Source organism: Acinetobacter indicus CIP 110367, assembly GCF_000488255.1.
GTDB classification, from domain to species: Bacteria; Pseudomonadota; Gammaproteobacteria; order Pseudomonadales; family Moraxellaceae; genus Acinetobacter; species Acinetobacter indicus.
Map to the genome: position 1 here is coordinate 279,224 of NZ_KI530754.1, position 17,836 is coordinate 297,059.

The 17,836-nt window shown below is 47.7% G+C and carries 17 protein-coding genes; 8 read left to right on the plus strand and 9 right to left on the minus strand.

The features are described 5' to 3' along the window. The first annotated feature begins 134 nt into the window (after positions 1 to 134). Both P253_RS06065 and P253_RS06070 read left to right on the plus strand, forming a co-directional pair. Positions 135 to 713, plus strand: a complete 579-nt coding sequence (locus P253_RS06065; protein WP_005178960.1) for a flavin reductase family protein — start codon at positions 135 to 137, stop codon at positions 711 to 713. 107 nt (positions 714 to 820) lie between these two features. After that, positions 821 to 1,999: a YbfB/YjiJ family MFS transporter gene (locus P253_RS06070; protein ID WP_016659158.1), complete on the plus strand. Its 1,179-nt coding sequence runs from the start codon at positions 821 to 823 to the stop codon at positions 1,997 to 1,999. Positions 2,000 to 2,005: 6 nt separating this feature from the next. On the opposite strand, the gene P253_RS06075 is transcribed toward P253_RS06070, so the two are convergent. The 3 genes from P253_RS06075 to icd all read right to left on the minus strand — a co-directional run bounded on the left by P253_RS06075 (position 2,006) and on the right by icd (position 4,518). Further along, positions 2,006 to 2,575 carry a M23 family metallopeptidase gene (locus tag P253_RS06075; RefSeq protein ID WP_005178963.1) on the minus strand — a complete coding sequence of 190 codons (570 nt, stop codon included), beginning with the start codon at positions 2,573 to 2,575 and terminating at the stop codon, positions 2,006 to 2,008. A 248-nt stretch (positions 2,576 to 2,823) separates the two neighbouring features. Next, entirely contained in the window at positions 2,824 to 2,967 is a 144-nt protein-coding gene (locus P253_RS15855; RefSeq protein ID WP_016659159.1) for a hypothetical protein, read from the minus strand. Positions 2,968 to 3,261: 294 nt separating this feature from the next. Further along, complete coding sequence (gene icd, locus P253_RS06080) at positions 3,262 to 4,518, minus strand: NADP-dependent isocitrate dehydrogenase (RefSeq protein WP_016659160.1); 1,257 nt, start codon at positions 4,516 to 4,518, stop codon at positions 3,262 to 3,264. A gap of 406 nt (positions 4,519 to 4,924) precedes the next feature. On the opposite strand from icd, the gene P253_RS06085 reads away from it, so the two are divergent. After that, entirely contained in the window at positions 4,925 to 5,710 is a 786-nt protein-coding gene (locus tag P253_RS06085; protein ID WP_016659161.1) for an rRNA large subunit pseudouridine synthase E, read from the plus strand. Positions 5,711 to 5,887: 177 nt separating this feature from the next. Further along, complete coding sequence (gene paaI / locus P253_RS06090) at positions 5,888 to 6,280, plus strand: hydroxyphenylacetyl-CoA thioesterase PaaI (RefSeq protein WP_005178971.1); 393 nt, start codon at positions 5,888 to 5,890, stop codon at positions 6,278 to 6,280. Between the two features lie 94 nt (positions 6,281 to 6,374). Here paaI and P253_RS06095 read toward each other — a convergent pair whose 3' ends face one another. Further along, positions 6,375 to 8,078, minus strand: a complete 1,704-nt coding sequence (locus P253_RS06095; protein ID WP_016659162.1) for a M61 family metallopeptidase — start codon at positions 8,076 to 8,078, stop codon at positions 6,375 to 6,377. Positions 8,079 to 8,257: 179 nt separating this feature from the next. Between P253_RS06095 and P253_RS06100 the strand changes: the two genes are divergently transcribed. The 3 genes from P253_RS06100 (at position 8,258) to slyD (ending at position 11,600) form a co-directional block, all read left to right on the plus strand. Continuing rightward, on the plus strand, positions 8,258 to 9,568 hold the full coding sequence (locus P253_RS06100; RefSeq protein ID WP_035363282.1) for a D-alanyl-D-alanine carboxypeptidase family protein: 1,311 nt from the start codon (positions 8,258 to 8,260) through the stop codon (positions 9,566 to 9,568). A gap of 128 nt (positions 9,569 to 9,696) precedes the next feature. Further along, complete coding sequence (locus P253_RS06105) at positions 9,697 to 10,983, plus strand: NAD(P)/FAD-dependent oxidoreductase (protein ID WP_016659164.1); 1,287 nt, start codon at positions 9,697 to 9,699, stop codon at positions 10,981 to 10,983. A gap of 134 nt (positions 10,984 to 11,117) precedes the next feature. Next, on the plus strand, positions 11,118 to 11,600 hold the full coding sequence (gene slyD, locus P253_RS06110; RefSeq protein WP_005178991.1) for a peptidylprolyl isomerase: 483 nt from the start codon (positions 11,118 to 11,120) through the stop codon (positions 11,598 to 11,600). Positions 11,601 to 11,676: 76 nt separating this feature from the next. Here the strand turns inward: slyD and P253_RS06115 are convergent, their stop codons facing one another. Further along, positions 11,677 to 12,321 (minus strand): HD domain-containing protein, encoded by a 645-nt coding sequence (locus P253_RS06115; protein ID WP_016659165.1) that lies wholly within the window; start codon positions 12,319 to 12,321, stop codon positions 11,677 to 11,679. A gap of 17 nt (positions 12,322 to 12,338) precedes the next feature. Beyond that, entirely contained in the window at positions 12,339 to 13,118 is a 780-nt protein-coding gene (gene yaaA / locus P253_RS06120; RefSeq protein WP_016659166.1) for a peroxide stress protein YaaA, read from the minus strand. Positions 13,119 to 13,253: 135 nt separating this feature from the next. Here yaaA and P253_RS06125 point away from each other — a divergent pair, with 135 nt between their 5' ends. Further along, entirely contained in the window at positions 13,254 to 13,886 is a 633-nt protein-coding gene (locus P253_RS06125) for an alpha/beta hydrolase (protein ID WP_016659167.1), read from the plus strand. Positions 13,887 to 14,000: 114 nt separating this feature from the next. Here the strand turns inward: P253_RS06125 and P253_RS06130 are convergent, their stop codons facing one another. The 3 genes from P253_RS06130 to hisC form a co-directional block, all read right to left on the minus strand. After that, the gene (locus P253_RS06130; RefSeq protein WP_016659168.1) at positions 14,001 to 14,366 is read right to left on the minus strand and encodes a hypothetical protein; all 366 of its coding nucleotides are present in this window, start codon (positions 14,364 to 14,366) and stop codon (positions 14,001 to 14,003) included. Between the two features lie 96 nt (positions 14,367 to 14,462). Further along, positions 14,463 to 16,709: a bifunctional prephenate dehydrogenase/3-phosphoshikimate 1-carboxyvinyltransferase gene (locus P253_RS06135; protein ID WP_005179002.1), complete on the minus strand. Its 2,247-nt coding sequence runs from the start codon at positions 16,707 to 16,709 to the stop codon at positions 14,463 to 14,465. Positions 16,710 to 16,712: 3 nt separating this feature from the next. Next, entirely contained in the window at positions 16,713 to 17,804 is a 1,092-nt protein-coding gene (hisC, locus tag P253_RS06140) for a histidinol-phosphate transaminase (protein WP_016659169.1), read from the minus strand. Between the last annotated feature and the right edge of the window lie 32 nt (positions 17,805 to 17,836).

Here is a 17,836-nt window from a genome sequence, read left to right on the forward strand (position 1 = left end):
AATCTGTCTCCCGCTGTATTTTGTGCTTTTTCCCAAGCATGCATCAATGATATAAGTTTTAACACCCGGTACAATGCAGAATTGTTGTTTTCCTGCATATCTCAAGAATGATCTCTGATTGAGGAATAAAAAATATGACGCTCCCTGCTGATCTGCAAGCCGTGCCTTTGGAAAAGGCCTATCGTTTGATCAATCATGGTCCGACCGTGCTGGTGTCTGCGCAAGATCAGCAAGAAACCGATGTCATGGCTGCAGCCTGGGCCTGTGCGCTTGAGTTTAATCCCGCCAAAGTTACAGTGGTGCTGGATAAAAGCACCAAAACCCGTGCCATCATTGAACAGTCAGGTTATTTTGCCTTGCAGGTGCCGACCTTAAAACAGCTCAGGATGGTGCATCAACTGGGAAGCATCAGCCTGTTTCAGGAGCCGAACAAGCTGGACCGCTGTGGGGTCGAGCTGTTCCAGTTTGAGCATTCTCCTGTGCCGACAGTGGCCGGATGCGCCGCCTGGCTGATCTGTGAACTTATTCCGGAGCCGCACAACCAGCAAACCCATGACCTGTTTATAGGCAAAGTCATTACAGCCTATGCCGATCAGCGGGTATTTCGTGACGGGCACTGGTATTATCATGAAGTGGCCGATGAATGGAAAAGTATCCACCATATTGCCGGCGGGCATTTTTATAGCATTGGTCAGCCGGTTTCAGTGGAATAAACAGTTGTTAGATTAGCAAACAAATTGGCCAGATCAGCGCGCAACTGTAATAGCCCGCGCGCCATACAACAATATTTTACGCATAATAAAAAGCGCAAGGAATCTGCATGGATGCACAGCAACGCCGCCTCAGCCTGTTTTTACTGCTGGCCACCTGTTTAGGTATCGGTATTTTTCGTTTTTCTTATACCGCCTTATTACCCAGTACCCGTCTGGCTTTTGAATGGAGTAGCGAGTTTGCCAGCCTGTTAGGCAGCGCCAATTTACTCGGTTATTTAATTGGTGCGGTCTGGGCCATGCGCTTAAACCGGCAGCTATTAAGCTGGATTCAGGCCGCGGCCTTTCTCGGCAGTTTAAGTTTATTCTGCTGTGCGTTCGCCGGTTTTGAGGGCAGCTGGTATCTGTTCTGGCGAATATTGTCCGGCATCTGCGGTGGCTGGCTGATGATTCTGGCGCCGAGCGTGGTTGCGCAGCACTGTGAATTGCAGCATCGGTTTAAAATTAATGTGATTGGTTTTAGTGGCATCGGACTTGGTGTGCTGCTCGCCACATTATTTTTGCCCTATTTAGATCATATCTCCACCTCCAGCGCCTGGCTGATTTTATGTGCCTTTGCCGTGCTGTGCAGTCTGGGTTTAATCCTGCTCAAACCCAAAGCCCTACCGGTTAACATCCAAAGCCAGCCTCAAAGCGCTGCTGCTGTGCCCATCAATAAAAAGGTCTTTGCCAGCCTGCTCTTGGTGTATAGCTGTAGCGCGTTTTCCTATGTACCACACTCACTCTTCTGGATTGACTATTTAAGTCAGGTGCAACAACTCAGCCTGTTCTGGATTAATAGCCACTGGATTTTATATGGTCTGGGCAGTGCCTGCGGAGCGGCCTGTGCCTATTTTCTGGCAAAACAGCTCGGCAATTTCAAAGCCCTAAAAATTCTGTATTGCCTGTATGTGGCGGCCATTTTAGCGGCAATCGCGCCTTGGTCAGTGATGACTTTTCTGTCTTCCTTTTTTACCGGCCTGCTGAATCCGGCGGTGGTGTTTCTGACCTCTTATACCCTGCTCCAGCTCTATGGCCTAGCCTATAAAAAGTTATGGGGCATGGCCACTTTATGCTTTGCCAGCGTGCAGCTGATAGGAGGCTTAAGCTTTAGCGGCTTACAAGTCGCCGGCTGGTCTTATCCGCAGCAGTTTTTACTGGCCGGTGCGGTTCTGGCACTGGGAAATCTATATTTTATTTGCAGCCTGCCGGCCACCAAAACACCGGTTTCCACAGCCGAGTTAAACTGATTTAGCTTATTCATCGGTCAGCTCTTGTACCAAATAGGGATAAGGATTCACGGCGCCTTGACCACTGAGATAAATCCCATAATGCAAATGTGGCGGTGTATTTTGAGCATTGCCGCTATTACCGACATAACCAATGATTTCACCGGCTTCAATCCAGTCGCCTTCCTGAATCTCCGCTGCATAATCCTCTAAATGTGCATAATAATGATGGCTTAAGCCCGGACCAATCACCCAGACCACTTTACCCCCAAGGTTGTTGGTGCCCACCCGCGATACAATTCCAGCCGTGGTTGAGCGTACCGGCGTGCCGCGTTTGGCAAAAATATCAGTGCCTTCATGCCGACGCCCTTCACTGCGCGCCGCACCCCAGGTATCACTGATCTGCCTGGCCTGCACACCTTCTACCGGGACCGGTAAAGGCGCCATGAATTCCTGCTGTTGCAATTTCAGATACAGCATCGGATAGCGCATACCGGCGGCATCACCCGAAGGCGGTGGCTGACAGCCGACCAGCAGCACACTCAAACTTAAGCCAAGCGCCAGACCGGCGAGCCGTTTAGAAATCAAGATATTCATGGCACCTGCATCATCAAGGGATGACTTGATCTTAAGGTCTGCTCAGGGGTAGATAAAACACGGTTTTTGTACAGGTTTTGCTGATCTGGGTTTGGAGATGATTCCTCTGCTGCTTTCCGATCTAGATCGTCATGGGCTATATAGATATGACAAAGGCTCTCATCATGAGAGCCTTTGCCAGTAAATCAATTTAAAAACCTATCTGCGCCTTTAGGCGATGAAAAAGTTTTTAAATTGGGGGTGCGACATCATTGCTGACGTTGGTTTTTCTGTTTTTGATTTTGTGGCTGAGGCTGTTGCTGCTGTTGACGTTGATTGTCATTCTGCTGCTGATTTTGTTGACGTTGGTTTTGCTGATTCTGTTGATTCTGCTGGTTTTGTTGATTAGCCATTTCATATCACTCCTGTATCAGTTCGATATGTCGCACAATATGTACAGGTATTACTCTACCGGGTTTTGTTTTTTGCCCAAGTCATAAGCTGTATCAAATTGCCTCAATGTAATTGGGCACATGATTATCCATTACAAATCAAGTGAAAATAGTTTTACTATTTTACCTTAGTCACCCAAAGCATCACTGTGGTTACTTGTCATTATATTGACACACATTGACACAAATGGATGAGAAGATAAGGCATAAAAAACCCGCGTTAAACGCGGGCGGTTGCATCAAATAGATAGCGTTTTATTGGTCCATCTTGTCAATAATCGCCTGACCAAACTCAGAGCAGCGCAGCAAGGTGGCATCTGGCATCAGACGTTCAAAATCATATGTCACCGTTTTGGCTGCAATCGCACCGGATACACCCCGAATAATCAGATCAGCCGCTTCGGTCCAGCCCATATCGCGCAGCATCATTTCCGCAGACAGAATAATCGACCCCGGATTGACCTTGTCCTGCCCGGCATACTTTGGCGCGGTGCCATGGGTGGCTTCATACATATGAATTGCGCCGCCAATATTGGCTCCCGGTGCAATGCCAATCCCGCCAACTTCTGCCGCCAGCGCATCTGAAATATAATCCCCGTTCAGGTTTAAGGTGGCAATGACCGAATAATCTGCCGGGCGCATTAAAATCTGCTGTAAAAAGGCATCGGCAATTACATCTTTAATCATAATCTCTTTGCCGGTTTTCGGATTTTTCAGCTTCACCCACGGCCCGCCATCGAGCAATTCGCCGCCAAAACGCTCCAGCGCCACTTCATACCCCCATTCCTTAAAGGCGCCTTCGGTATATTTCATGATGTTGCCTTTATGTACCAAGGTCACACTCGGCTTGTCATTATCAATCGCGAACTGGATGGCTTTACGCACCAGACGCTGAGTGCCTTCTTTGGAGACCGGTTTAATCCCAATACCACAGTTTTCTTCAAAGCGGATTTTGGTGACACCCATTTCCTCTTTCAGGAATTTAATGACTTTTTTCGCTTCCGGTGAATCGGCTTTCCATTCAATCCCGGCATAAATATCTTCCGAGTTTTCCCGGAAAATCACCATATCGGTCAGTTCCGGATGTTGCACCGGTGAAGGCACGCCTTCAAACCAGCGTACCGGACGCACACAGACATACAGGTCCAGTTCCTGACGCAAGGCCACATTCAATGAGCGGATCCCACCACCAACTGGTGTGGTTAGCGGCCCTTTAATCGACACCACAAATTCACGCAAGACCTCAAAGGTTTCTTCCGGCATATAGGTGCCATAAATCTTGTTGGCCTTTTCGCCGCAATACACTTCCATCCATTCAATCGCACGTTTGCCACCATAGGCTTTTTGTACTGCCGCATCCACCACGGCTTTCATAGTCGGGGTAATATCCACCCCAATCCCGTCACCTTCAATAAAAGGGATAATCGGATTGTTCGGCACATTCAGGGATAAATCTGCATTTACCGTAATTTTGCTGCCATCTGCAGGCACGACGATTTTCTGATAACCCATAATCCTTGCTACTCCCTGTGATTGGTGGGCGGGCAAATCCATACTATTCTTGCCCGGCACCGGTCTTTTTTGGCTGTCTGCTTAATTGTATTTTTAACTCGATGATCTTTTCAGTTTAATCAAAATTTAACCAGCCCGGGATTTATAAGGGAAATGGCCTTATTTCTGTGCTTAATAAATCGGCATATATCCTGTGGCATCTCTCAGCAAGTTTTACATTTCCAATCAAAATCATCTGCTCAGCTTTGCCATAAAGTTCAGGCAGATCAGACAGAATCTGCTATAGTAGCCGGATATTGTGGACCTTCTTTTTGCTCATTGTCACCCTTTCTCTCCCATGCCGGGTTTTATTACAGTTAGCATAAGAATCACACCCAGATTTTTTTATATTTTTTAGCAGGTTACAGTGAAAATAGTTATTCTTAACAAGCCTTATGATGTGCTGTCTCAGTTTCGTCCCGATGAAAAGCACCCAACCATGGCCGACTTCATTGATGATCCGGATTTACGGATTGCCGGTCGTCTGGACATGGATTCAGAAGGTTTAATGTTCCTGACCGATCATGGCGGTTTAAACCAGTTTATTACCAACCCGGCCAATAAAAAGTTTAAAACCTATCTGGTCCAGGTCGATGGTGACATTACCGAAGAAGCGCTAGAACAGCTGCGTAAAGGTGTAGAACTGAATGATGGCATGACCTTGCCGGCCAAAGCGATTAAAGTGGCTGAACCGGAGTGGTTATGGGAACGTCATCCGCCGGTACGTTACCGCGCTTCGGTGCCGACCTCCTGGGCTGAAATTTCAATTTGTGAAGGCCGTAACCGTCAGGTGCGCCGCATGACCGCTGCGGTCGGCTTCCCAACTTTGCGTTTAATTCGCACCAAAATCGGTTCGATTGATCTGGTTCAGCTGGGCCTGCAACCGGGTGAAACCCGTGAAATTGAACCACTGCTCTATAGCGACTTTAAAGATGTACCACCCGAACAGCCGTATCGCTCACGTTCTTATGTGAAGAAACCGGGCGGCACTGGTGGCAAACCGATGCAGAAAAAAGTCAACAAAGATGGTACCGCCAAGAAAAAATCCGGCACACCACGCATCTGGCAAATGGAAGAAGGTGAAAAGCCACGTCGCAAGACCAATGGCACCACCCGTCCCAACACCAAATCACGTGGTCGTCGTGCCCGTTAATGGGGCTGGCATCTGTATAGCTAAAAAAGCTGTTGCAAAGATGCGTTGAATAGACGATGAAAATAAGGCTCCAACGGGGCCTTATTTTTTTGCTTGTATTTTCAGCATCACAATGCTATTTATGATTCACATAATTTTAAATTTAAAATAAAACGTATCTTAAAAAAGGAGTCTGCTATGGATCAGCAAGTTAATCCCATGTTTCATCAGGACCGATTAATGCAGCATCTGGGCGCCCATTTGGTGTCGTTTGGTGAACACAGCGCACAGATTGAATTAAAAATTACCGAGCAGCATTTACAAGGCCATCAAACCTGTAACGGTGCGGTGATTTTTGCGCTGGCGGATGCGGCTTTTGCCATTGCCTGCAACACCGGCGAACATCCGGCGGTGGGTCAGCACTGCGGTATTCATTATTTAAAACCGGGCCTGCTCGGCGATACCCTGACTGCGGTGGCAGAACATAAGGCCAGCAGTGGCCGCAGCGGCATTTATGATATTCGGGTCACGAACCAGAAGCAGCAGATTGTGGCGGAGTTTCGCGGTACTTCCCGCCTGATCATCAAATAAGGTGTGATTACGATAGGGTTTATGACGATAGATCTGTATAAAAAACCGATGCCTGAGCATCGGTTTTTTATAGTATAGATTTCAGACTGTGATTTTACACTTTTAACCAGCGATCCAGTTTGGCCTGATCTTCAACTTTTAATTCAACTTCAGTCAGTTCAGAACCTGCTGCATTCACTTCAAACTGCATCAGTTCATCACGGCGGAAAGCATGTACTGTAAAGCTGCCGCTCTGTTTGGCATACTGTTCGATCAGTTTGCTGCTGGCTTTGAGGCCATCAATGGCAATGATTACATCATGCGCCGACAGACCGGCTTGCGCTGCCTGACCATCACGGCGTGCGGCCTGTACCAGTACGCCTTCCGGTTTATCGGCCAGTTTTAGCCCCAATGGCAAACGCTTGTCATTTTTTAAGCTGTAGCTCAGACCAAATTCCGGGAACAGCTGATCCAGCGGTAATTCTTCGGTGGTGTTAATCAGATGGTTAATCTGCTCAGCCCAGCTATCACCGGTTAATTCCTGACACAATTCATAAATCGTGCGCTCATGCACCTGAATCCCCTGCTGCGCATTGTCATACAGCTTGCGCATTAACTCATCCAGACTAGAGCCACGCAGACGTAAACCAAGATCTAGACACAAGGCCACCAGACAGCCCTTGTTGTAATAGCTGGTGCCGGCATGGTTGGAGTTTTCATCCTGACGGTAGAATTTCACCCAGGCATCAAAGCTTGATTCAGCCACGGTTTGGATTGCCCGACCCGGATTTTGCAAATAACGGTCAATCTGCGCTTTTAATAAAGCAATATAAGACTCCTGATTAACCACACCGCTGCGTAATAAAATCAGGTCATCATAATATGAGGTGAAGCCTTCAAAAATCCACAACAAAGAGGTGTAACCTTCCCGGTTCAGGTCATAATTGACAAAGCTGTCCGGACGGATAAATTTCACCAGCCAGGAGTGGAAATATTCATGGCTGCACAGCCCCAGAAAACGCTGATATTCTTTCGACGGCTCTTCCGGCTCATTGGCTTTTGGCAAGTCATCGCGCGGGGTAATCAGGCTGGTACTGTTTGGATGCTCCAGACCACCATAACTGTTCCCGGTCGCCATGGTCATAAAGGTATAATCCTGAAACGGTGCAGAACCGAACATGGCAATTTCAGTGGCGCAGATTTTTTCCAGGTCCTGCTGCATTCTCGCAGCATTCATGGCATGTTTGCCCGACACCACAAATTCATGTGGAATGCCTGCTGCATCAAAACTAAAACGGGTCTGCTCGGCCAGCTCAAACGGCGCATCAATCAGTTCGGCATAGTTTTTGGCTTTTAAGGTATAACGCCCTTTCACCAGACTTTTGGCCACCAGTCCGGTCGCCAGCTGGAAATGTTTCAGTTCGTTTGGCAGGAACACTTCGACTTCAATCGCTTTATCTTCCTGACCTTCCAGTCCTAAACAGGCACAGGCCGGATTGACATATAACCGGGTCTGATCAACATAGGCACCACGCACCGACAGGTCGTAGGCATAAACATCATATTCCACCGTAATCAGTTCATGATCGGTATTAAACAAACGCCATTTGTTCTTTTCAAATTTCTGGATTTTTAAAATACGCCCGGCTTCATCATAAGCCTTGACCGCTTCAATATGTTTGGAAAATTCACGAATCAGATAGCTGCCCGGAATCCAGGTCGGTAAAGCTAGAACCTGTGTCGGATTGGCCAGAAAGCGCAAAGTGACATGAATAAGATGCTGACGATAATCGTCAAATTCGATTTGATAATGCAACATAATGGGCGATATAAAAGATCAAAGAGATAACTTATCAATTAGCTTAACATTTTTTTGTCATGCAATGCGCAGTCGTCTTCATTGTCGAAAATTATCGCTAGTCAGGCGGCAAAAAAAAGCATAGCATGCCTAAAATTTTTATGTTTATGACCAACGGACTGGTTAAAAAAGGAATCCCCTTGAAACGTGTCATCTACCTGATTGCGCTGCTGTGCTGGCTATGCAGCTCGCTTGCGCATGCCACCTTATTATCTTTTAATCCTGAAACGGTTGAAGCAGAAGCCTGGACCGTGCTTGATCCACAATCGGGTCAGGTCATTGCAGAACACAATAGCCAGATTCAGCGCGCCCCGGCCTCGCTGACCAAGATGATGGTGGCCTATATTGTGCTCAAGGACATTCAGGCCGGCAAGCTGAACGTGGCAGATGTGCTGACCGCAACGTCGGTGGTGAAACAGGTGATGTGGGATGAATCCCAGATGTACCTGAAAGAAGGTGAGCAGATTTCTGTCGATCAGCTACTAGCTGGTTTAATTGTGATGTCTGCCAATGATGCCGCCCTAACTCTGGCCGAACGGATTTCTGGCAGCGTACCGCAGTTCGTGGCACGTATGAATCAGGAAGCACAGGCCTTGGGAATGCAGCATACCCATTTCCAGAATCCGGCCGGGATTACCATGCCGGAACATTATTCTACCGCGGCCGATCTGGCCCGTCTGGCACAGGCGGTCGTCAATGACACTCCGGATTATCTCGCTTATTCCAAACAGACCAGTTTTACCTATAACCAGCGTTATCACCGTGCCACTAACATTCTGCTCAAACAGGACCCGACGGTGGATGGCTTGAAAACCGGTTATACCCGTGCCGCCGGTTATAACCTGGCGCTGACGGCCAACCGTCTCACCCAGAATTTTGATGATCCGAACCGGCGTTTAATTGTGGTGGTTTTGGGTGCCAAAAGTGCATTTAAACGCGCTGAAATTGCCCAGCAACTGATGAACATCAGTTATGCCTACACCCGCAACGAAGTGGCTTTAAAAAACAAGCAGCTGATTGCTGAGTTGCCAGTGGTAAAGTCGACCCTGAAAATGTTCAAGGTTGAAGTGCAGCAACCGAAAATTGTCACCACGTCTTTATATGGCGAAAATAGCGCGATTGATTTAAAACAGTTTGATGTGACCCAGCAGCGCCTGTTTGTTAACGATACCTTCGGTCAGACCCGACTGATTGAACCCTTAACCCAGACCGAAACCCATTTGAATGTCGAGCTGAAAGAAAAGTTACTGACGGCCCCGCTGGCACAGGTGATGCAGCTGGCCACCGTGCATGTTTATCAGAATAACCGCCTGATCAATACCATTCATCTGGAAGAAGAAGTACATATTGCCGAAGCCAGCCTGTTTGAAAAACTGCTGATCTGGCTAAAAAGCCTGTTTAGCTTTTCCTCCAAGGATGAAACCGCAGCCAAAACTTATCCGCTGGTTTAATCCTGTGAACAAGCACAGTGGAAATGCTACATGATGTAAGTTGTCGAACAATCTGAGCCATTTTCCTGACCGGGAGATGGCATAAATTGAGCCTGTTCTTGCATTAAAAATAACAATATAGGTTCATCATGTCAGCATTACATCGTATTGTGATTGTCGGTGGCGGCGCCGGCGGTCTGGAGCTTGCTACCCAACTCGGTCATCGTTTGGGTAAATCGGGCAAAGCGCAGATTATTCTGGTCGATCAGAAACTGACCCACATCTGGAAACCGCTGCTACATGAAATTGCAGCCGGCACGCTCAATCCGCATCAGGAAGAAACCAACTATTTTGTCCATGCTGCCCAGCATCATTATCAGTTTATATTAGGCACCCTGGTTGGCATTGACCGGACCCAGAAAAAGATTCAGCTGCAGGCACCGCAATTTTCCAAAAAAGAGCAGCCACCAAAGCAGATTGACGTGGACTATGATACGCTGGTACTGGCGCTAGGCTCCACTTCCAATGACTTTAATACCGAAGGGGTGAAACAGCATTGTCATTTTCTGGACAGCCTGCCTCAGGCCACGGTGTTTCATCAGGACTTGCTACACCTGTATTTAGAAGCCCAAAATCAACCGCAAAGCCGTGCCCTGAATATTGCCATTATTGGCGCCGGTGCTACCGGTGTTGAACTGGCGGCAGAGCTGTATCAGGCCAAACAGACTTTTGCCCAATATGGTTTAAACCGGATTGACCCGCAGCAGGTTCGGATTACGCTCATTGAAGCTGCCGACCGGATTTTACCAGCGCTGTCGCAGCAAATTTCCCGGCATACCCAAGTCCAGCTGGAGCGCTTTGGTATTGAAGTGCTGACCCAGCATCGGGTGGCCAAAGTCGATGAAGAACAGGTTTATTTTGCTGCAGGTAATCCGCTAGAAGCAGAAATTAAAGTCTGGGCTGCCGGAATTCAGGCCCCGGAAATTTTTAAACAGTGGGATGATTTTGAAAAAGATCATCTGCACCGTTTAAAAGTCTATGCCACCTTACAGACTTATACCGACCCCAACATTTTTGCCTTTGGCGATTGTGCCCATTGCCAGCCCAAAGCCGATGAACCGGTGCTGGGTCCGCGTGCGCAGGTGGCCAGTCAGCAGGCCAGCTTTCTGGTTCGTGCCCTGAGCCAGCACGTGAATGGGAAACCACTGCCGATGTTTAAATTCTCCGACAAAGGCTCGCTGATTTCTTTAAGCCAGCATACGGCCGTGGGTGAATTACTCGGTCGGGTCAATGTACAGGGCATAGTCGCCAAGTCGATGTATGTGTCTTTATACCGGCTACATCAGGCCACCATTCATGGCTATACCCATGCCGGGGTGCTGACCGCCAAAGACATGCTCGGCAGAAAAATTGGCCCTAAAATAAAATTGCATTGAAATTTTATCGACTGCCCCAATATCTGGGAAAATGTCATAAAAAAGCCAAATGTGAGTTTTTTGAGTAAAAGTATTCAACAAATTTGCCTTTTCACTTTATGATGTACCCTTAGAAAACTAAATGGATCTATAACATGACTGCTATTGCAAATGACCTCGTGGTTTCTTTCCACTACACATTGACTAACGCAGAGGGTGAAACTCTCGACCAATCTCAAGGTGAACCACTTGCCTATTTGCATGGTGCGGGTAACATCATCCCTGGTCTTGAAAAAGCCCTAGAAGGTAAAACTGTGGGTGAAAAATTCACTGTAAACGTACCTGCTGCTGAAGGTTATGGCGAATACAACCCTGACCTGGTTCAAGAAGTTCCAGCGCAAATGTTCCAAGGCGTAGACAGCATTCAGCCTGGCATGCAGTTCCAAGCACAAACTGATGATGGCGTACAGATCGTAACGGTTAAAGCAGTTGAAGGCGAAAACGTAATCGTTGATGCAAACTTCCCGCTTGCTGGTCAAGACCTGACTTTTGAAGTTGAAATCGTAGAAATCCGTGAAGCGACTCAAGAAGAGTTAGACCACGGTCACGTACACGGTGTTGGTGGTCATCACCACTAATCTTGTGACAAGATGGAAAAGGCAAAGTCTGACTTTGCCTTTTTTTATGCCTGAATTTTAGTGGGTGAATAAACCATCACGATGCTGATTCGCCCGCTGCAGACAAGGCTTGGGCCAGATTGTGTTTGGCCTGTGCTTCATAATGCTGCTGAAAATACCGGGTCTGATATAGCGGTTGCATCTGATAAAACTGCATCAATACCGCACGGCGCTTGTGCTGATAAAGATTCTGCTCGACCCAGGCATATTCCTGATGAATCTGTTGCTGATATTCAGCAAAACGTGCTGGCGGCGCAGCCAGAATCGCCAGATCAATATCCAGCAAGGCATTTAAGTCAGGCTCATCACTGGGCTGATGCTGCCGGGTCGCGAGAATCCAGCGGCTCACGGTTTCCAGTTGTGCTGCCGTTAAAAAATCTGCACATAACTGCTGGCACAATGTCGCACTTTGTGCTTCATTGTCCTGCGCTTTAGGATGATAGACCGCATCATGAAACCATAACGCCAGCTCGACCAGCGATAGTTGCTGCAACTGTGTGCGAATCTGATCGAAATGCTGCAGACACTCCAGAATATGCTGCACGCCATGATAGTGCCGCTGCGGCTCACTATAGGCCGCCAGCAGCCGCGCATACAGCTGCTGCGTCTGGCAGCGATTCAGCGAAAACTGCTGAGCGCAGCGTTGCCGATACAACTGAAAATCAGCAAATTCTGATTGCATGGCACGCACTCCCCTGTTTATGTGGCTTGCTCATCTCGCTTAAACACCAGCTCACCTTTTAGGGAGCTGTCAGCATCGAAATAATAGCCATCGCTATTAAAGCCTTTTAAATCTTCAGCACGTTCAATTTTATTTTCGATGATATAGCGCGCCATCAGGCCACGGGCTTTTTTGACATAGAAGCTGATGACTTTATATTTGCCATTTTTCTGGTCTAAAAATACCGGCTTGATGATTTCTGCCTGAATCTTGCTTTCTTTCACCGATTTATAATATTCATCCGAAGCGATATTCACCAGCAATTCAGACTTGGCCGCAGCCAGATCTTCATTGATCAGATCAGTAATGATGGTGCCCCAGAATTCATACAAATTGCTGCCACGCGGATTTTTCAGCTTGGTGCCCATTTCCAGACGATACGGCATCATTAAATCCAGCGGGCGCAATAAGCCATACAGACCTGATAACATACGCAAATGTTGCTGTGCGTAATCAATGTCCTGATCCTTCAGGCTATAGGCATCAAGACCGGTATAGACATCGCCTTTAAAGGCAAACAGCGCCTGACGCGCATTGGAAAAATCAAAATCGGCCTGCCAGTCGCGGAAGCGTTCTACGTTTAAATTGGCAATTTTTTCGCTCACACTCATTAAATTGGCGATTTCTGAAGCAGATAGCGTACGACTAACGTCGATAAGTTCTTGTGAATGCGCTAATAGTCTTGGTAAGGTGTGGCTGTCGGTGGGTAATGCAGATTCATAATCTAAAGTCTTAGCAGGAGAAATTAAGGCGAGCATACACATCCTGATCAAAAAGTGGTTAAAAAATAATTAATCAAACTATAACAGTCAGCTTATTTTAATGCCAATCTGTGTTTTTCCTAAACATAATCGGTAAAATAATCGATTCTCCTGCCATTATTCGATTATCTTATGTCCGAGCAAATTTTCATTCCAGGTCCTGTGGGTCGAATTGAAGTTTTCGTAGATTATCCACAGGGTGAAGTGAAAGGATTCGCGGTTGTCAGCCACCCCCATCCATTGCAAGGCGGCACCCCGCAACACAAAGTTCCTGCATTATTAGCACAAATGTACCTAGAGCGCGGCTGCGTGGTATATCGCCCAAGCTTCCGCGGTTCAGGCCAGAGTGAAGGTGTGCATGATGAAGGCTTTGGAGAAACGGACGATATTCTAGAAGTCATCAAATATGCGCGCAGCCAGCACATTGGCCTGCCGTTCTATGCCGGCGGTTTCAGCTTTGGTGCGCATGTGATGGCAAAGAGTTATGCAGCGCTACCGGTTGAATTACAGCCAAAACAGACCATTTTATGCGGCTTGCCGACTGCGACAGTAGCTGGTGTACGTCACTATGTAACTCCTGAAATTAAAGGTGACATCCTGTTTATTCATGGCGAAGCCGATGATGTGACCCTGCTCTCGGACATGATTACTTGGGCCAAACCACAGCGTCATCTGGTTACCATTTTACCGGGCGCTAACCATTTCTTTACCGGCTATTTAAAACAGCTGCAGATTGCAATTACCCGCTTCCTGGCCTTAGGCTAAAGACAAAAACCCATCTGCTGATGGGTTTTTTTATGGGAGGAGATCAGTGACGGTACTGTTAATTTTAAAATGGATACAGACGAAATGGCTTCGCAATTCCAATCTGGGATTGTTTTAATTTTTCCATTCAAAGGCCGTAAAGTTTTCATCCTGTTTTAAGGTCTGCTCGACCGCCTGGGCCAGCTGATTTAGCAAGCTTTGCGATTCAATACGGTCAAACCAGTCCTGCTCTTCTTCCGGATAAGACAGGATTTCACACACCAGTCGTCCTTCGGCATCGCGGCTTTCACAGCTCACGCTTAAGGGCAAAGGATGATCTTCCACACTAACCGCAATTTGTGCGCCACTTTGCGGCAGGGTTTCAAAGCCGTGCTGGTTTAACTGTCGGGCCAGCAAATCTGCCACATAGTTCTGGGCAATCTTACAGTCCTGTAATTCGGCCTTGTTATCACATTGTGCGGTAAACTGGAGTGTTTTCATAAACGACCCTACTGCTGTTCTTGTTGTATTTTTAGCATAAGCAATATAAAGCAAACAGCCAAGCAAAAGCTTGGCTGTTTTGGGTTATTTTTATCTTTATTCGGTCACTTCAATCTGCAGACCGGCCTGAGCGGTCAATTGGGTAAAGGTCGGGAAGCTGGTCGCGACCGTTTCTGTTCCTACAATTTTAATCACTTCCGAGTTACGTAAACCGGCAATCGAGAAGCTCATGGCAATACGGTGGTCATGATGCGACTCAATTTCACCGCCGGTGAACACAGGTGACCAGTCACCTGCTTTACCCTTGCCTTCAATGATGATGCCATCTTCAGTTGGGGTACAGTCGATACCCATGGTTTTCAAGCCATCTGCCATCACCTGAATCCGGTCAGATTCTTTAACGCGAAGCTCGGCTGCACCAGTCAGTACAGTCTGGCCTTCCGCACAGGCGGCTGCAATAAACAGCGCCGGGAATTCATCAATCGCCAGTGGCACCTGATCTTCCGGAATATGAATGCCTTTTAAGGTACGGCTGCCCTGAATACGAATGTCGGCAATTGGTTCACCACCGGCAATACGCTCGTTGGATACAGTAATATCTGCACCCATTTGTTTGAGGATTTCAATCACGCCAGTACGGGTCGGGTTAATGCCCACAGCTTCTAAAGTGACATCGGCATTTTCAGTAATGGCCGCGCCCACCATAAAGAACGCTGCAGATGAAATATCTGAAGGCACCTGAATATTGGTTCCCACCAGTTTACCGCCGCCTTGCAGGGAAATACGGTTACCTTCGGTTTTCACTTCATAACCAAAAGCACGCAGCATACGCTCGGTATGGTCGCGGGTTGGTTCCGGTTCAGTTACTGCAGTTTCACCTTCGGCCCACAAACCGGCCAGTAAAATTCCTGATTTCACCTGTGCCGAGGCCATTGGTAAATCGTACTGAATGCCTTTTAACTGCTGGCTGCCCGTAATTGACACCGGTGGCGTACCACGCTCACCTGTGGTCTGGATTTGCGCCCCCATTTCACGTAATGGCTTGGCAATACGCTCCATTGGACGCTTGGACAAGGATGCATCACCGGTCATCACCGAATCAAAGGCCTGCGCCGATAACATGCCTGACAGCAAACGCATGGAGGTGCCAGAGTTCCCCATATACAGTGCACCGGCTGGAGCTTTGAGGCCCTGCATACCAACACCATGAATGGTCACTTCACCATTTTTCGGGCCTTCAATACTGACACCCATATCGCGAAAAGCCTGCAAGGTCGCCAGCGCATCTTCACCTTCCAAAAAGCCGGTGACATGGGTGGTGCCTTCTGCAATCGCACCAAACATGATTGAACGATGTGACACAGATTTATCACCTGGCACAGTAAATTTACCCTGGAAATTTTTAGAGCCCGGTAAAATCGTAAATTGTTGTGTCACTTTATTGTTCTCCATCAACGGTTTTTTGGCCAGCATATGATTAAAATGCTGACGCGCTGCTTGAGCATGTCCCAGCAGGCCCATTAAAGCCTGCGAGTTTTCCTGTTCGATCAGCTGGCGCAAGATTGCCAGCTGTTGTTCAAAGCCATCGACTGCATTCAAAATTGCCTTTTTATTGGCAAAGAAGATGTCGTGCCACATTTGTGGATCACTGGCTGCAATTCGCGAGAAATCACGAAAGCCGCCTGCAGCATAGCGAAAAATATCTAAATTGTCTTCCCTGTTGGCCAGTTGCTCCACCAGGTTAAATGCCATTAAATGCGGAAGATGACTGGTATGTGCCAGCACTTCATCGTGCTTGTCCACATCCATACAGATCACTTCCGCTTTGGCTGCTTCCCACAGTTGAATCAGTTTATTGACCGCCCAATCCGCACTGGTCGGTAATGGAGTCAAAATCACTTTATGATTGGCGAATAAATCGACCTTACCGGCATGGACCCCGGTATGCTCGGCTCCAGCAATCGGATGCCCCGGCACAAAACCGGCAGGCAGTTGTTCACCAAAAACCGCTTTGGCTGCATCGACCACATTGCCTTTGGTACTGCCGACATCGGTCAGGATTGCATCAGGTTTTAAATACGGTTTAATCTGCTGCAATACGTATTCGGTGGCACGTACCGGCAAGGCCAGTACCACCAGATCAGCATCTTTCACCGCCTCGACCGGATCGCTATAACCGGCAGCAATTAAACCCAAGGCTTTGGCATCTTCTAGCGTTTTTTGCGAACGGGTCGATGCCACTACCTCATGAGCCAGCTGTTCAGCCTGAATCACACGCGCCAGACTTGAGCCAATCAGCCCAAGTCCAATAAAAGCGACTTTTTCAAACAGGGGTTGCGTCATGGCTTATGCCTTTGCGTCCAGACCTAACACCTTCGCCAGTGCAGTCAGGAATTTGGCATTTTCTGCTTCTGTTCCAATCGATACACGAAGATGGTTTGGAATACCAACCGGACGTACAATCACGCCTTCTTTGAGCAAGGCATTGAAGGTTTGTGCCGGATCAGCCTGTACATCAAACAGAATAAAGTTGGCACGTGAAGGCACATAGTTCAGGCCCAGTGCCTTAAAGCCCGCTTCCAGCTGCGCCATACCAGCCTTGTTCACTTCACGTGATTTTTCGATAAAGGCTTCATCTTTCAGCGCTGCTACAGCTGCCACCATAGCTAAATGGTTCACGTTAAATGGCTGACGGATACGGTTTAAATAGTCAGTCACCTGTACAGAGGCCAGAGCAAAACCAACTCGTAGCGCTGCCAGACCATAGCACTTCGATAAAGTACGGCTAACAATCAGATTTGGATACTGATCCAGATACTTCAGGCTGTTGAAGTTTTCCGGGAAGTATTCCACATAGGCTTCATCCAGCACCACAATTACATTGGCCGGTACTTTTTGCATGAAGGCTTCAAATTCAGCTTCTTCAAACCAGGTGCCGGTCGGGTTGTTTGGGTTGGCAATGAACACCAGCTTGGTGTTGGCCTGAATAGCCGCAGCCATCGCATCTAAATCGTGTGAAAAACCTTTGGCTGGCACTTCAATGGCCTGCGCATTAATGGCCTGAGTCACCAGCGCATAAACCGCAAAGGCGTGCTGGCTATATACGATTGAGTCCTGCTCGGACACAAAAGCGCGGGCAAACATTTCCAGCAGGTCATTTGAACCATTACCCAAAGTAATCCGTTCATGACCAAAACCAAACTGCGCTTCAATCTGGTCTTTTAAAATAAAACCACCACCATCTGGATAACGGCCAATTTCTGCCAGCTCGGCAGCCACAGCCTCTTTGACTTTGTCTGAACAGCCCAACGGGTTTTCATTGGATGCCAATTTCACAATATCGGTAATACCCAATTCGCGCTCAAGTTCACTGATCGGCTTACCTGGTTGATATGGCTTTAACTTAGAGATGCCTTCATTGGCTGGGACAAACGACATTTTTTACTTCCAGATTTACAGGTGAAAAGCAG

Excerpts from the sequence above, each read along its gene's own strand:
- P253_RS06065 (WP_005178960.1), top strand. The coding sequence starts at position 135 with ATGACGCTCCCTGCTGATCTGCAAGCCGTGCCTTTGGAAAAGGCCTAT.
- P253_RS06070 (WP_016659158.1), top strand. The coding sequence starts at position 821 with ATGGATGCACAGCAACGCCGCCTCAGCCTGTTTTTACTGCTGGCCACC.
- P253_RS06075 (WP_005178963.1), bottom strand. The coding sequence starts at position 2,575 with ATGAATATCTTGATTTCTAAACGGCTCGCCGGTCTGGCGCTTGGCTTA.
- P253_RS15855 (WP_016659159.1), bottom strand. The coding sequence starts at position 2,967 with ATGGCTAATCAACAAAACCAGCAGAATCAACAGAATCAGCAAAACCAA.
- icd (WP_016659160.1), bottom strand. The coding sequence starts at position 4,518 with ATGGGTTATCAGAAAATCGTCGTGCCTGCAGATGGCAGCAAAATTACG.
- paaI (WP_005178971.1), top strand. The coding sequence starts at position 5,888 with ATGGATCAGCAAGTTAATCCCATGTTTCATCAGGACCGATTAATGCAG.
- P253_RS06095 (WP_016659162.1), bottom strand. The coding sequence starts at position 8,078 with ATGTTGCATTATCAAATCGAATTTGACGATTATCGTCAGCATCTTATT.
- P253_RS06105 (WP_016659164.1), top strand. The coding sequence starts at position 9,697 with ATGTCAGCATTACATCGTATTGTGATTGTCGGTGGCGGCGCCGGCGGT.
- slyD (WP_005178991.1), top strand. The coding sequence starts at position 11,118 with ATGACTGCTATTGCAAATGACCTCGTGGTTTCTTTCCACTACACATTG.
- P253_RS06115 (WP_016659165.1), bottom strand. The coding sequence starts at position 12,321 with ATGCAATCAGAATTTGCTGATTTTCAGTTGTATCGGCAACGCTGCGCT.
- yaaA (WP_016659166.1), bottom strand. The coding sequence starts at position 13,118 with ATGCTCGCCTTAATTTCTCCTGCTAAGACTTTAGATTATGAATCTGCA.
- P253_RS06125 (WP_016659167.1), top strand. The coding sequence starts at position 13,254 with ATGTCCGAGCAAATTTTCATTCCAGGTCCTGTGGGTCGAATTGAAGTT.
- P253_RS06130 (WP_016659168.1), bottom strand. The coding sequence starts at position 14,366 with ATGAAAACACTCCAGTTTACCGCACAATGTGATAACAAGGCCGAATTA.
- P253_RS06135 (WP_005179002.1), bottom strand. The coding sequence starts at position 16,709 with ATGACGCAACCCCTGTTTGAAAAAGTCGCTTTTATTGGACTTGGGCTG.
- hisC (WP_016659169.1), bottom strand. The coding sequence starts at position 17,804 with ATGTCGTTTGTCCCAGCCAATGAAGGCATCTCTAAGTTAAAGCCATAT.